Genomic DNA, 13,767 nt, shown 5'->3' with positions numbered 1-13,767 from the left:
TATTGTTTTTAGACTTGATTCGTGACGAACCGGGCACGCCCGGAGCCATGAAAATGGGATGTCTTGTCGAGATGCGGCACATTACAGGACGGAGACAGACCGCTTATGTCTGAAGGGAAAGATAGCCTGCCAGAACCAGCGATGCCCCGCGCGGCGATCGCGCGGCGAGGGCAGGCTAGCGCATATATATCTTTATCGCGGAGAACGCGGCGGACGAATTTGGGTCTATCGGCCTCATTGGCCCGCTTGCTGCGCCTCAGCGTTTTCGGTGGCGTCGTTGCCGGCTTTGCGGGTCCGGTTCTGGCGCAGACCAGCGCTGCCACGCCGGCGGCCCGTCTCTTCACCTCCTCCGAAATGGCCGTCTTCTCCGTCATCATCGGCGTGATCTCAGCCGCGCTCTTGTCGACGGTGTGGATGATCCGCCAGCGCGGCAATATCGAAAACGAAAGCCGCGAGATCCGCACGGCGCTGTCGGACGCCAACCAGCGCATTTCGCAATATCAGGCACTGATTGCCGACAAGAACCGTCGCATCATCATCTGGGACGGTCAGAACGCACGGCCGGAGCTGCTTGGCCAGCTCCCTGTCGAGACCGGTGCACCACAGGATAACGAATTTCTCGCTTTCGGCCGCTGGCTGAAATCCTGGTCGGCCGGCGATCTCGAAAAGGCGATCGACAAGCTGCGCGGCAACGGCCAAAGCTTCGACATGGTGGTCGAAACGAACCGCGACGAAATATTGGAAGCTCAGGGCCGCATTTCCGGTGGCCGCGCCTTCGTCCGCTTCATCGCGCTCAACAATCTGCGCGCCGAACTGGCCGAGCTGAAGATCGAGCGCGACCGGCTGATGACCTCGATCTCCGTTTTCCAGAACCTGCTCGACACCATCGACCTGCCGGTCTGGCGGCGTGATGTCGAGGGCAAGCTGACCTGGGTCAACCAAGCCTATGGCGAAGCGGTCGAGGCCGTATCGCCGGATGAGGCCATCCGCGAAGGCCGCGAATTCCTGACCACGGTCGCTCGCGAGCGCATCCGTGCCTCCGCCACACCGGAATCGCCCTTTCACGACAAGATTTCCACCGTCGTTCATGGCAACCGCACCTTCTTCGATGTTGTCGACGTCAGATCATCAGATGGTTCGGCCGGGATTGCCGTGGACGTTTCCGAAGCGGAAGCGGTCCGTGCCGAGCTGGAGCGTACGCTGAAAAGCCATGCCGAGACGCTCGATCATCTGGCGACTCCGGTCGCGATTTTCGACGGCGACCGCCGGCTGCAATTCTACAATCAGGCCTTTGTCCAGCTCTGGGAGCTCGACATCGCTTTCCTCGAGAAGAAGCCGGACAATAGCGAGCTGCTGGATCGGCTGCGCAGCGCCAAGAAACTGCCGGAGCAATTGAACTGGAAGACCTGGAAAGACGGCGTCTTGTCCGTCTACCGCGCGCTCGACACGCAATCCGATCTTTGGCACCTGCCGAACGGTCAGATCCTGCGGGTGTTCGCCACCGCGCATCCCCAAGGCGGCGCCACCTGGGTATTCGAGAACCTGACCGAACAGGTCGATCTCGAAACGCGCTACAACACGCTGGTCAAGGTGCAGGGCGAGACTATCGACCATCTCTCCGAGGGCGTTGCCGTCTTCGGTCCCGATGGCCGCATTCGCCTCTCCAATCCGGCTTTCCGCATCCTGTGGAACATCACCGAAGCCCAGGCGAAGCCTGGCACACATATCCAGGCGCTGGCAGAGGCCTGCGCGCCGTCCTATGACCGGCCGGATGGCTGGAAGCGGTTTGCGGAGCAGATCACCAGCTTCGACGACGAACGGCCATCGTCGCAAGGTACGCTGGAGCTCTATTCCAACCTTGTCCTTGATTATGCCGTCATTCCGTTGCCGAATGCGCAGACGATGCTGACTTTCGTCAACAAGACCGACAGTGTACGCGCCGAACGGGCGCTGACCGAAAAGAACGAGGCGCTGCTGAAGGCCGACGAGCTGAAGAACGACTTCGTTCAGCATGTTTCCTACGAGCTGCGCTCGCCGCTGACCAACATCATCGGCTTTACCGATCTTTTGAAGACGCCGGGCATCGGGCCACTGAACGACCGGCAGGCGGAGTATATCGATCATATCTCCACCTCCTCCTCGGTGCTGCTGACGCTGGTCAACGACATTCTGGATCTTGCGACTGTCGATGCCGGTATCATGCGGCTGAACTATTCCGAGATCGCGCTCGACGACCTCCTTGACGAGGTGTCGATGCAGATTGCCGACCGGCTGCAGGAAAGCGGCGTGACGCTGGAAATCACCGTTCCCGCCCATCTCGGCTCCGTTATCGCAGATCAACAGCGGCTGAAGCAGATCCTGCTCAAGCTTCTGACCAACGCCGCCAATTTCGCACCGGAAGGCTCGACGATCGAACTGAGATGCGGGCGCGAAAGCACTGATTTTGTCTTCTCGGTCGCCGATAAAGGCCCAGGTATCCCCGAAGAGATCATGCGCACGGTGTTCAACCGCTTTGCCTCCAGTGGCAAGGGCGGCAAGCGCAGCGGCGCCGGTCTCGGCCTCTCGATCGTCGAAAGCTTCGTCAGCCTGCATGACGGCCAGGTGTCGATCGAAAGCCAGCCGGGCAAGGGAACCACGGTCACCTGCCGGATTCCCTCCGCCGAATTGCCGCACTCCGTCGCAGCAGAATGACAGCAGCGAACACAAGTATCTCCCTTTTCCTGGCAGACGACACCGCAACCACTCGCCTGGGCGAGGATCTGGCATTGGCGCTGAAGGCGGGCGATTGCCTGGCGCTATCGGGCGATCTCGGCGCCGGAAAGTCGTCGCTCGCGCGCGCCCTCCTGCGCGCCATGGCCGACGATGCCGAGCTGGACGTGCCGAGCCCGACCTTCACGCTCGTACAATCCTACGAGTTGCGCATTCCGGTTTCACATTTCGATCTTTATCGCCTGGGCGATCCCAGCGAGCTCGACGAGCTCGGCTTCGACGAAGCGCTGCAAACCGGCATCTGCCTGGTGGAATGGCCTGAGATGGCCGAAGGCGAGCTGCCCAAAGAGCACATCGATCTTAAGCTCGAACACGAAGCCGAAGGCCGTCGGGCGACGATTATGGCGCCGGCCAAGCAATTCGCCCGCATCCAGCGCGTCCTGGCGATCCGCGCTTTCCTCGATGCGCATGGTTATGCGGGCGCCGGGCGGCGTTTCCTGACCGGCGATGCTTCGCTGCGCGCTTATGAAGCCATCCATCCGCATGGCGCCGGCAAGCGCGTGATCCTGATGGATTGGCCGCGGCTGCCCGAAGGGCCGCCGGTGCTGGACGGCAAGCCCTACCCCAAGGTCGCGCATCTCGCCTGGGATGCTTATCCCTTCGTAGCGATTGCCAATGTCCTGCGTGAAAACGGCTTTGCAGCGCCGGAAATCTTCGCCGCCGACTACGATCAGGGCATTCTTTTGATCGAGGATCTCGGCACCGACGGCGTGCTCGACGAAGAAGGCAAGCCGATTGCCGATCGCTATCGGGCAAGCGTCGCCTGCCTGGCGCATCTGCACAGTTTCCACATTCCGCGCGACATCCATGTCACGCCAGATCACGTCCACCATATCCCGGATTTCGACCGGACGGCGATGAAGATGGAAGCGCGGCTGCTCATCGACTGGCATCTGCCCTGGAAACGCGGCGTGCCGGCGAGCGACGAGGAACGCGCGGAATATCTGGCAATCTGGGATGGCCTGATCGATGAGCTGGACAGTGCAGAGAAAAACCTGCTGCTGCGCGATTTCCATTCACCGAACATCATCTGGCGGGCCAAGGAAAAGGGCATCCAGCGGATCGGCCTGATCGATTTCCAAGACGCGATGATAGGTCCGACAGCATATGACCTCGCCTCGATCGTCCAGGATGCCCGCGTCACCATCGAACGCGATCTGCACGATCAATTGATGGCGGATTATCTGTCGCTGCGGCATGCCCAAGGCGGTTTCGACGAAGCAAAGTTTCTGAAAAGCTGGGCGATCGTGTCGGCGCAGCGCAATTGCAAGCTCGCCGGCCTATGGGTCCGGCTGCTGCAGCGCGACGGCAAACCCGGCTACATGAAGCATATGCCGCGCACGCTCGCCTATCTCGCCGTTGCTTTCGAGCATGAGGCGCTCGCTCCCCTGCGCGAATGGTGTGCACAGGCTGGAATAGGCAGTGTATAGCTGCCCGAGACCGGGCGACGGTTTTCTCGCAATATGCTAAAAAAGATAGCCGAGCGAATCACACATTCGAGACGATATGACCATCAGACAAGCCATGGTAATGGCCGCGGGGCTCGGAACCCGTATGCGGCCGATCACCGACACCATCCCAAAACCGCTGGTTAAGATCGCCGGTAAGCCGATGATCGATTACGCGCTGGATGCGCTGGCCGAAGCCCGCGTCGAGCAGGTGGTGGTCAATGTCCATCATCACGCCGATCAGATGGAGGCGCATCTTCGGAACTATCGCGGATTGGACATCCTGATTTCGGACGAGCGTGATGCATTAATGAACAATGGTGGCGGGCTGGCCAAGGGGCTGAAGCTTCTCGGCCGCGATCCGGTCTTCGTCATGAATTCCGATCTCTTCTGGATCGGCGAGACACCGGGCAGGCCGACCAATCTGCAGCGCTTAGCCGGATTCTTCGATGTTGCACGCATGGATATTGCCATGCTTTGTGTCGCGCTGGACAAGACGACAGGTCATAACGGCAGGAACGATTTCAACCTGGCCGAAGACGACCGCCTGTCGCGTTACAACAATGCGTTCGCAAACGGCGTCGTCTATGCGGGTGCCATCGTCATGAACCCGTCGATTCTCGAGGACGCGCCGGACGAGGCTTTCAACATCAACATCTACTACGACAAGTCGATCGCCAAGGGACGGCTCTACGGCACTATGCTAGACGGTCACTGGCTGACCGTCGGCACGCCCGAGGCGATCGGCGAGGCCGAGGAAACGATCCGGACCTTCCGGGCGTTTGCGTGACGGGATGACGGGCGGGCACCGGCAACGCATTCTGACAATCCCGGCGGGACTGCCTTTCCTGAAGACCCTTGCCAGCGCCCTCTGCGATGGCCGACTGACCGAGCACTATCGCCACGATCCCGGCGATCCGCTGTCGCTCGCCAAGATCACGATCTTCCTGCCGACTCGGCGTGCGACGCGCGTGCTGCGCTCGGAATTCGTCGATCTGCTTGGCGGCCGCTCGGCCATCCTGCCGATAATCCGCCCGCTCGGCGAGACTGATGACGATAGCGGCTATTTCGAAGAGAACCTGCCCGCGACTGCGGATTTGGCGCAGCCGCTTGCCAATACGGCGCGCCTGCTGGAACTGGCGCGGCTTATCCTTGCCTGGCGCAACAAGCTGCCGCAGATCGTCCGCGACATCCATTCGGATTCGCCGCTCGTCGCTCCGGCAAGCCCGGCGGATGCCATCTGGTTGGCGCGCAATCTTGCCGAACTCATCGATTCCATCGAGACCGAAGATCGCGACTGGGCGGAGCTTGCCAATCTCAGCGCTGAAGACCATGCGCTCTGGTGGCAACTGACCGCCGAATTCCTGCAGATCGCCAGCGTCTTCTGGCCGGCGCGGCTGGAAGAACTCGGCAAATCCTCGCCCGCCCGGAACCGCAACGCCATCCTCCGCGCCGAGGCGCAGCGGCTTGCCACCATGCAGCATGCCGGCCCGATCATCATCGCCGGCTCCACGGGTTCAGTTCCGGCGACGGCGGAGCTGATTGCGGCCGTCGCCTCCCTGCCGCAGGGCGTCATCGTTCTGCCGGGGCTCGACCTCACGATGCCGGAAGAGGACTGGCAGCTGGTGGCGCCGGAGCCGAGCGCCGGCGCAAGGATCGATCCGACGACGCGCAGCCATCCCCAATATGGCCTGTCGCTGCTCCTAAAGCGTCTACGCGTGACCCGGAGTGATGTCGAAGCCGTTGCCGAAACGTCCGAAAGCATGCAGATGCGGGCGCAGATCCTGTCGCGCGCCCTTGCACCCGCCAAAGCGACCAGCGGTTGGGGAACATGGCAAGAGACGCTTGCGCCAGGCGCCATCGCGCAAGCCTTTAACGATGTCGCCCTGATCGAAGCCGCCAACGAGCGTGAAGAAGCGACTGCGATCGCGGTCGCCTTGCGGCTCGCCCTGGAAAAACCCGGGCGGAACGGTGGCGACAGCCAAGCGGCACTGATCACGCCGGATCGTAACCTGGCGCGGCGCGTGACGGCGGAGCTGGCGCGATTCGGCATCGTCGCCGACGATTCAGCCGGCACGCCGCTCGCCGCGACGCCGCAAGGCGCGCTGCTGCAATTGCTGCTCGAAGCCACGCTTCGCCCCGGCGATCCCGTCGCCATCGTTTCCCTGCTCAAGCATCCCCTCGCCCGTTTCGGCCTTCAACCGGATGCGCTGCAGCTTGGCGTCGATGCGCTGGAAATCCTGGCCTTGAGGGGTGGCATCGCCGAGGTCGATATCGGTACGCTGGAATCCTTGCTCGACGGCCAGCTTGCCGAACAGGCGATGGACCGTCATCCGCCGCAATGGCGCAAAGCTCTAACTCCGGACGCCGTAGACTGGGCACGCGCACTGGCCCGGCAGATCACTGCAGCTTGCCAGCCGTTGGCATCCGCGCTTTCGCAGCAAGTTTCCGACGGCCTCCCCGCCCTTTCCGAATGGGCTGAGCGGACAGGCCGCACCCTGGAGGCTGTCGCCGCAGACGAGCGAGGCAGCCTGGCGGGGCTCTGGTCCGGCGAGGCGGGCGATACGCTGGCAAGCCTGCTGAAAGAGGTCATCGACACGGATGGTCAGCTCGAAGCCGACGGGCCACAGTGGATCGACATCATGGCCGCCCTCTCCGCCGGTCAAGCCGTCAAACCCCGCGCACTGAGCCACCCGCGCCTGTTCATCTTCGGCACGTTGGAAGCGCGCCTGCAAAGCGTCGATACGCTGATTCTCGGAGGGTTGAACGAAGGCTCCTGGCCCGGCCAGACCGCCAATAATCCTTTCATCTCCCGTACGATGAAGACCGAGATCGGCCTCGAGCCGCCGGAGCGGCGCATCGGTCAGCTCGCGCACGATTTCGAGATGGCCAACGGCACGCGCGATCTGATCTATTCGCGCGCATTGCGGCAAGGTTCGACCCCGACGGTGGCGTCGCGCTGGCTGCAGCGGCTGATGGCACTGGGCGGCAAGACCTTTGCCGGAGAATTGAGGGCCCGCGGCGATCAATACCGTCAATGGGCAGCGATGATCGACGAGGGTGAAAATCAGGGTTCGGCGCTGCGGCCGTCGCCGAAACCTCCTGCCGCGCTGCAGCCGAAAAGCTATTCCTTCAGTGAGGTCGGCCGCCTGCGGCGCGACCCCTACGCGATCTACGCCCGGCGCGTGTTGCGGCTCGACCCGATCGCCCCCTTCAATCGCGAGCCCGGGCCGGCCGAGCGCGGCACGCTCTATCACAAAATCATCGACCGCTTCATCCGTGAAGGCCATATCGCCGGAACGCCGGATGCTTCGCAGGCGATGGATCGCATCATCGCCGAGCTTTTCGACGCCGAACAATTGCCCGTTCATATCGACAGTGTCTGGCGACCGCGTTTCCGCGAAGTGGCCCGCGCTTTCCTCGCCTGGGAAGCCGAGCGGCGGCCGGAGATCCGTGGGACTGCGACGGAAGTGCCCGCCGGCGTCGAGATCGAGCCTATCGGTATCCGGCTGACCGGCGTTGCCGACCGCATCGACTTCAAAGGCAATAGGGCCGCCGATATCATCGACTACAAGACCGGCTACAATCCCTCCCCGGCGCAGGCGCGCGCGCTGCTCGATCCGCAACTGGCATTGGAAGCTTATGCGCTGAAGGCTGGCGCCTTTCGCGACATCGACGCGCTGACCCCGGAAAACCTGCTTTATGTCCGGCTCCGGCCTGGTGATCGTTTCAAGGTCGATCAGGTCAACAACGAGCTATCGGGCCGCGGCGGCAAGACGGAAACAAAGTCGGCTATGGACTTGGCCGAGGAGTCGATGGACCAGTTCGTCAAGTTTGTCGCCCTGCTGCAATCCGGTGAGAAAGGCTTTTCCTCGCGCCTGATCCCCGCCCAGCAATTCGAATATGGCGGCGATTACGATCACCTCGCCCGCGTTTCGGAATGGTCAACAGCGGAAGCAGAGCAGGAGGGCGCGGGTGATGAGTAATCTTTCCCCCCACGATCTGGCTGCCCTGCCAAACAGCGACGATCCCGGCGTGTGGATCGGCTGGACGACGGTCCAGCAATCTATCGCTTCCGATCCCGATCGGTCGGCCTGGGTCTCGGCCAATGCCGGCTCCGGCAAGACGCATGTCCTGACGCAGCGCGTCATCCGCCTGCTGCTCTCCGGCGCGCGACCGTCCGCCATTCTCTGCCTGACCTACACCAAGGCCGCCGCCTCGGAGATGTCGAACCGCGTTTTCGATCGGCTGGCCGCCTGGGCGACGCTGCCGGACAAGGAATTGAAGGCGCGAATCGCCGAGATCGAAGGCGCGGAGCCGGGTCACCTCAAACTTGCCGAGGCGCGCCGCCTGTTCGCCAAGGCACTGGAGACACCGGGCGGGCTGAAGATCCAGACGATCCACGCCTTCTGTGAGGCGCTGCTGCATCAATTCCCGCTGGAAGCCAATGTTGCCGGCCATTTCTCCGTTCTCGACGATCGTGCTGCAGCCACCCTGCTGGATGACGCCCGCCGGTCGCTGCTGACGGCGACGCCACCACATCAGAACCCGGAGCTTGCCGAGGCCTTCGCCTATGTGCTCGATCTCGGCGACGAATCCGGCCTGGAGACGCTGCTTGGCGAGATCGTCGCCAATCGCAACGCCATCCGCCGCTTTACAGAGGATGCCGAACGGAAAGGCGGCATCGAGACCGCGCTGCTCGCCCGGCTTGGTCTTGCTGCCGATGACACGGAAGCCGGCATCGCCGAGCAATATTGGCCGCTGCCCGGCCTTTCGGGCTCGATGCTGGAGCTTTATCTCACGCTTGCCGATCTCAAGGGCGGGGCGAAAGCGCAGGATATCGCCTACGGGCTGCGCCTCGCCAAACGCGAAGCCGATCCAATCGCCCGCGCCGAGATCCTCGAAAAAGTGATGCTGACCGCCAAGGGCGAGCCGAAATCGGACAGCCAGTTTTTTGTCAAGGCGATGCTGGCCGATGCACCGGCGCTCGCCGATGCCGTTGCCACCGCCCGCGCGCATGTCGTCGCCTGCCGCGACCGGCTGAAGCTGATGCGAATGTATCGCGCCACCCGCGCGGCGCTCGTCCTCGCCGATCGATTGAACCGCGACTACGAAGAATTGAAGAAGCGGCGCAGCCAACTCGATTTCGAAGACCTGATCACCCGCACCGCCGATCTCCTGACCAAGAAGGATGTCGGGCCCTGGATCCATTACAAGCTGGACCAGGGCATCGACCATATTCTCGTGGACGAGGCGCAGGACACGAGCCCTATCCAATGGAGCGTCATCCAGTCTCTGGCGGAGGACTTCTTTTCCGGCGAAAGCGCCCGGCCGACCCTCAGGACGATTTTCGCGGTCGGGGACGAGAAGCAGTCGATCTATTCCTTCCAGGGTGCGCGACCCGAGCGTTTCTCCGAGGAAAGCGACCGGACGCGGCGGCGGGTGGACAACAGCGGCCAGCAATTTTCGTCGATCCGCTTGCCACTCTCCTTCCGCTCGACCGCCGATGTGCTCGCTGCCGTCGATCATGTTTTCACCGCGCCGGAGAATGCCCGGGGCCTCAGCGCCGTCGCCGAACCCGTCGTGCACCGCTCCAGCCGCATCGGCCATCCCGGCGCCGTCGATCTCTGGGATATGATCGCTGCAGAGCCGTTGGCGAAGGAGGAAGACTGGACCGCGCCCTTCGATTCGACGCCCGAAAGCGCGCCGGCGGCGATCCTGGCGCGGCGTATGGCGCAGACGATCGGCAATCTTATTGGCCGCGGTGCGATCATCGACAAGGGCAAGGCCCGCTTCATCGAAGCCGGCGACATCCTGGTGCTGGTGCGCAAGCGTGACAGCTTTGTCAATGCTCTGACCCGGGCGTTGAAGCGGCGCAACAATGTTCCCGTCGCCGGCGCGGACCGCCTGGTGCTGACAAGCCACATCGCCATTCAGGATCTCCTGGCGCTTGGCCGTTTCCTGCTACTGCCGGAGGATGACCTGTCGCTCTGCGCCCTGCTGAAGAGCCCGCTGTTCGATCTCGGCGAAGATGATGTTTTCGCCATCGCGGCCTATCGCGACGACGATGAAAGCGTCTGGAACCATCTGCAGAGTTTCGCCGATGACGGCAATGATCGCTTCCGCCATGCGGTTGACCGGCTAAAGACCTTCCTGGCGCTTTCGAAAAGCTTGTCCGTGCATGACTTCTACGCACGGGTGCTCGGCAGCTTCGGCGGTCGGCGGCAATTTCTGGCGCGCCTCGGCACTGAGGTCAGCGACATCCTTGATGAATTCCTGACCTTCACACTGGACCATGAAACCTCCGGCCTGCCGGGCCTGCAATCCTTCATCTCGACGCTGGAGCTGGAGGCGCCGACGGTGAAGCGCGAACAGGACAAGGGCCGCAACGAAGTGCGGATCATGACGGTACATGCTTCCAAGGGCCTGGAAGCGCCGATCGTCTTCCTTGTCGACGGCGGCGGCAAAGCCTTTATCCATACGCATTTGCCGAAGCTGCGGCTGATCGAGACCGGCAAGGACGAAATCCCGTTGCCCGTCTGGGTGCCCGTCTCGGCACTTTCCAATTCACTGACGCAGGCCGACACCACCAGGCTTCAGGCGCTGGCGGAAGAGGAATACCGCCGCCTTCTCTATGTCGGTATGACACGTGCCGCCGACCGGCTGATCATCTGCGGCTATCGCGGCATCCGCGAAAACGCCGATACGTGGCATGCGATGATTTCTGCGGCGCTACGGCAGGATGGCGAGCGCTGCGCTCCCGTCAGTTTCGCCGGACCGGATGGCGAATGGCAGGGCCTAAGCTGGCGTGTCACCCAGGTCGAGCGCACATTCGAACGCATGGAGCAAGCGAAAGCGACTGTGGATCGGCGAGCGCTGCCGGCTGGACTTAGCCGGCCGCTGCCGCCGCAGCGAAACCTGCCTCGGCCGCTCAGCCCCTCCGGTGCTGGCACCATTATCGATGACGAGGCCGACAATCTGTTCGTCGCGTCGCCGCTGTTCAGCGAAAAGACCAAATCGGATCGCTCCCTGGAAAAAGGCCGTTTCATCCACCGCATGCTGCAAACACTGCCGGAGATTGCGCCGGCAGATCGCGCCGATGCGGCGCGGCGCTACGCCGAGCGAGCTGCACGCTTCTGGCCGCAGGCCGAACGCGAAGCGCTGATCAATTCCGTATTGGCGCTGCTGTCACACCCTGAACTGCAGGGCGTTTTCAGCGCCCACGCCCAGGCGGAAGTCTCGATCATGGGCACGCTGGCGCTCGGCGATCAGAATTATGCGGTGTCCGGCCGTATCGACCGGCTGACCGTGCTCGACGATCGCGTCGTGATCCTTGATTACAAGACGAATCGGGTGCCGCCACGCGTCAACGACGAGATTCCTTTCGCGCACCGGGCGCAGCTTGCCATCTATCGCGAGATCCTTTCACCGCTTTATCCCGGCAAACGCATCGACTGCGTGCTCGTCTATACCGAGAATGGCTCGATCTACACGCTCTCCCAAGAAGCGCTCGCATCGGCGCTTGCAGAGCTCAAAACAAAGTGAAATACCAAATATTGAAATCAGAACACCGCACCATCACATATCTAGCAACCGCAAATCCTGGTAAGGAGCAGCCTATGGCTACCGTGAAAGTCGATACCTCCAACTTCGCTTCCGAAGTTTTGGAGTCCGCAGAGCCTGTCGTCGTTGATTTTTGGGCCGAATGGTGCGGTCCGTGCAAGATGATCGCCCCGGCTCTGGAAGAGCTCGCTGTTCAGTTTGAAGGCAAGGTGAAGGTCGCCAAGCTCAATATCGACGAAAACCCGGAACTGGCTGCCCAGTTCGGCGTTCGCTCGATTCCGACGCTTGCCATGTTCAAGGCTGGCGAAGTTGCTGACATCAAGGTTGGCGCCGCCCCCAAGACCGCCCTGCAGAACTGGATTTCCAGCGCTGCCTGATCGGTATCGATTAAGAGAATGAAAAAGCCCGCTTCGTGCGGGCTTTTTGTTGGTCGGAGAACACGGGGCCATCCTCGCCCTTCGAGGCTTCGCACCTCAGGGTGAGGATGGAGCAGGCTCGTCGCCACGGCAACGCAGAGATGAACGATCAGCCCGTAGCGCGGCTGGCCGAGACGGTCAGCCCTCATGCTGAGGAGGCCCGCAGGGCCGTCTCGAAGCACGAGGGGGTGGTTGACCGCCCCACCGGAATCACTTCGGCGGCGTGCCGTTATCGGCAAGGACATCGCCGACAAGATAGAGCGAGCCGCCAATCAGGATGCGCGGAGCGGGCAAATTAGGCACGGCCACTTCCTTGATTGCATCCAGTGCCTGGCCGACCGTCGACATCGGCTCCGCCACCAGGCCGGCGTCGTAAGCCGCGTTTGCCAGAACCACAGGGTCGATCATCGAATCGCTGCCACGGATCGGCACGCAGTAGACCTTTTCCGCAAGGCCGGTGAATGCCTTGAAATAGCCGACAGGATCCTTGGTATTGATCATACCGGTGATCAGGAACAGCGGCCGCGGCTGACGCTCCTCGAAGCTGGCCATGGCTTCAGCAATAACCTCGCCGGCACCGGGATTGTGGCCGCCATCGACCCAGATTTCCGCGCCTTCCGGCGCATGCGGCAACAAATTGCCCTCCGTCAGGCGCTGCAGGCGGCCCGGCCATTCGACCGAGATCATCGCCTTTTCCATCATCGCCTCGGTAACAGCAAAGCCTGCCGCCTTGACGGCGCGGATGGCGGCGGCGGCATTGGCATATTGATGCCGGCCCGGCAGGCGCGGCAACGGCAGGTCGGCAAGACCGAACTCATCCTGATAGACCAGCCGGCCATATTCCTCATGAGCGGAAAAATCCTGGCCGAAAACCGCGGTCGGGCAGCGCAGCCGCTCGGCGGTCGATATCAGCACATCGAGCGCCGCATCATATTCCTGATGGCCGATGACGACGGGGCGGCCGTCCTTCATGATGCCCGCCTTCTCGGCCGCGATCAGCTCGACGCGGTCGCCGAGATAGGGCTGATGATCGAGTGAGATCGGCATGATCACCGAGACGGCCGGATCGGAAATGACGTTGGTGGCGTCGAAGCGACCGCCGAGGCCGACCTCAATGATCGCGGCATCGGCCGGATGCTCGGCAAACAGGATGAAGGTGGCCGCTGTCAGGATCTCGAATACCGTGATCTTCTGGCCGCCATTGGCATCGGCAATGCGACGAAGCACATCGGCGAAAACCGCATCGTCGACGAGCTCGCCACGGCCGCCCTTGACGCCCATACGGTAGCGCTCATGCCAGTTGACGAGATGCGGCGAGGTGTGAACGTGGACGCTCAGCCCACCGGCCTCGAGAAGCGCGCGGCAGAAGGCCGTCACCGAGCCCTTGCCGTTGGTGCCGGCGACATGGATCACCGGCGGCAACCTTTTATGCGGATTGCCGAGGACGTCCAGCAACCGGGTGATTCTGTCCAGCGAGAGATCGAAGCCTTTGGGATGTAGCCCCATCAGCTTGTCGATTTCCCGTGCTGCCTCGCTTACTGCGGATTGATCCATAGCTGTCATCCCGCACC

General features: G+C 62.4%; 7 protein-coding genes. 6 read left to right on the top strand and 1 reads right to left on the bottom strand.

Annotated features, from left to right (window positions below; translation table 11 throughout):
* Positions 1-105 precede the first annotated feature (105 nt).
* The 6 genes from PY649_RS12960 (at position 106) to trxA (ending at position 12,157) form a co-directional block, all read left to right on the top strand.
* Positions 106-2,691, top strand: coding sequence for a PAS domain-containing sensor histidine kinase (locus PY649_RS12960; protein ID WP_285868826.1), 2,586 nt, complete (start codon positions 106-108; stop codon positions 2,689-2,691).
* On the top strand, positions 2,688-4,199 hold the full coding sequence (gene tsaE, locus PY649_RS12955) for a tRNA (adenosine(37)-N6)-threonylcarbamoyltransferase complex ATPase subunit type 1 TsaE (protein WP_285868825.1): 1,512 nt from the start codon (positions 2,688-2,690) through the stop codon (positions 4,197-4,199). Before PY649_RS12960 ends, tsaE begins: the two co-directional genes overlap by 4 nt.
* A gap of 76 nt (positions 4,200-4,275) precedes the next feature.
* The gene (locus PY649_RS12950) at positions 4,276-5,007 is read left to right on the top strand and encodes a nucleotidyltransferase family protein (RefSeq protein ID WP_285868823.1); all 732 of its coding nucleotides are present in this window, start codon (positions 4,276-4,278) and stop codon (positions 5,005-5,007) included.
* 4 nt (positions 5,008-5,011) lie between these two features.
* A complete protein-coding gene (addB, locus tag PY649_RS12945) occupies positions 5,012-8,203 on the top strand; it encodes a double-strand break repair protein AddB (RefSeq protein ID WP_285868822.1) in 3,192 nt (1,063 codons plus the stop codon).
* Complete coding sequence (gene addA / locus PY649_RS12940) at positions 8,196-11,762, top strand: double-strand break repair helicase AddA (RefSeq protein WP_285868819.1); 3,567 nt, start codon at positions 8,196-8,198, stop codon at positions 11,760-11,762. The genes addB and addA overlap by 8 nt, the downstream gene beginning before the upstream one ends.
* Before the next feature lie 74 nt (positions 11,763-11,836).
* Positions 11,837-12,157: a thioredoxin gene (trxA, locus tag PY649_RS12935; protein ID WP_285868818.1), complete on the top strand. Its 321-nt coding sequence runs from the start codon at positions 11,837-11,839 to the stop codon at positions 12,155-12,157.
* 249 nt (positions 12,158-12,406) lie between these two features.
* On the opposite strand, the gene PY649_RS12930 is transcribed toward trxA, so the two are convergent.
* The gene (locus PY649_RS12930) at positions 12,407-13,759 is read right to left on the bottom strand and encodes a bifunctional folylpolyglutamate synthase/dihydrofolate synthase (protein WP_285868817.1); all 1,353 of its coding nucleotides are present in this window, start codon (positions 13,757-13,759) and stop codon (positions 12,407-12,409) included.
* Positions 13,760-13,767 lie beyond the last annotated feature (8 nt).

It is taken from the genome of Rhizobium mayense (assembly GCF_030272705.1).
Taxonomy (GTDB): Bacteria; Pseudomonadota; Alphaproteobacteria; order Rhizobiales; family Rhizobiaceae; genus Rhizobium; species Rhizobium mayense.
This window is presented reverse-complemented; position numbering and strand designations above follow the sequence as displayed.

What these genes read in the sequence shown, in the direction of transcription:
- PY649_RS12960 (WP_285868826.1), top strand. Translation starts at nt 106, where the DNA reads ATGTCTGAAGGGAAAGATAGCCTGCCAGAACCAGCGATGCCCCGCGCG.
- tsaE (WP_285868825.1), top strand. Translation starts at nt 2,688, where the DNA reads ATGACAGCAGCGAACACAAGTATCTCCCTTTTCCTGGCAGACGACACC.
- PY649_RS12950 (WP_285868823.1), top strand. Translation starts at nt 4,276, where the DNA reads ATGACCATCAGACAAGCCATGGTAATGGCCGCGGGGCTCGGAACCCGT.
- addB (WP_285868822.1), top strand. Translation starts at nt 5,012, where the DNA reads ATGACGGGCGGGCACCGGCAACGCATTCTGACAATCCCGGCGGGACTG.
- addA (WP_285868819.1), top strand. Translation starts at nt 8,196, where the DNA reads ATGAGTAATCTTTCCCCCCACGATCTGGCTGCCCTGCCAAACAGCGAC.
- trxA (WP_285868818.1), top strand. Translation starts at nt 11,837, where the DNA reads ATGGCTACCGTGAAAGTCGATACCTCCAACTTCGCTTCCGAAGTTTTG.
- PY649_RS12930 (WP_285868817.1), bottom strand. Translation starts at nt 13,759, where the DNA reads ATGACAGCTATGGATCAATCCGCAGTAAGCGAGGCAGCACGGGAAATC.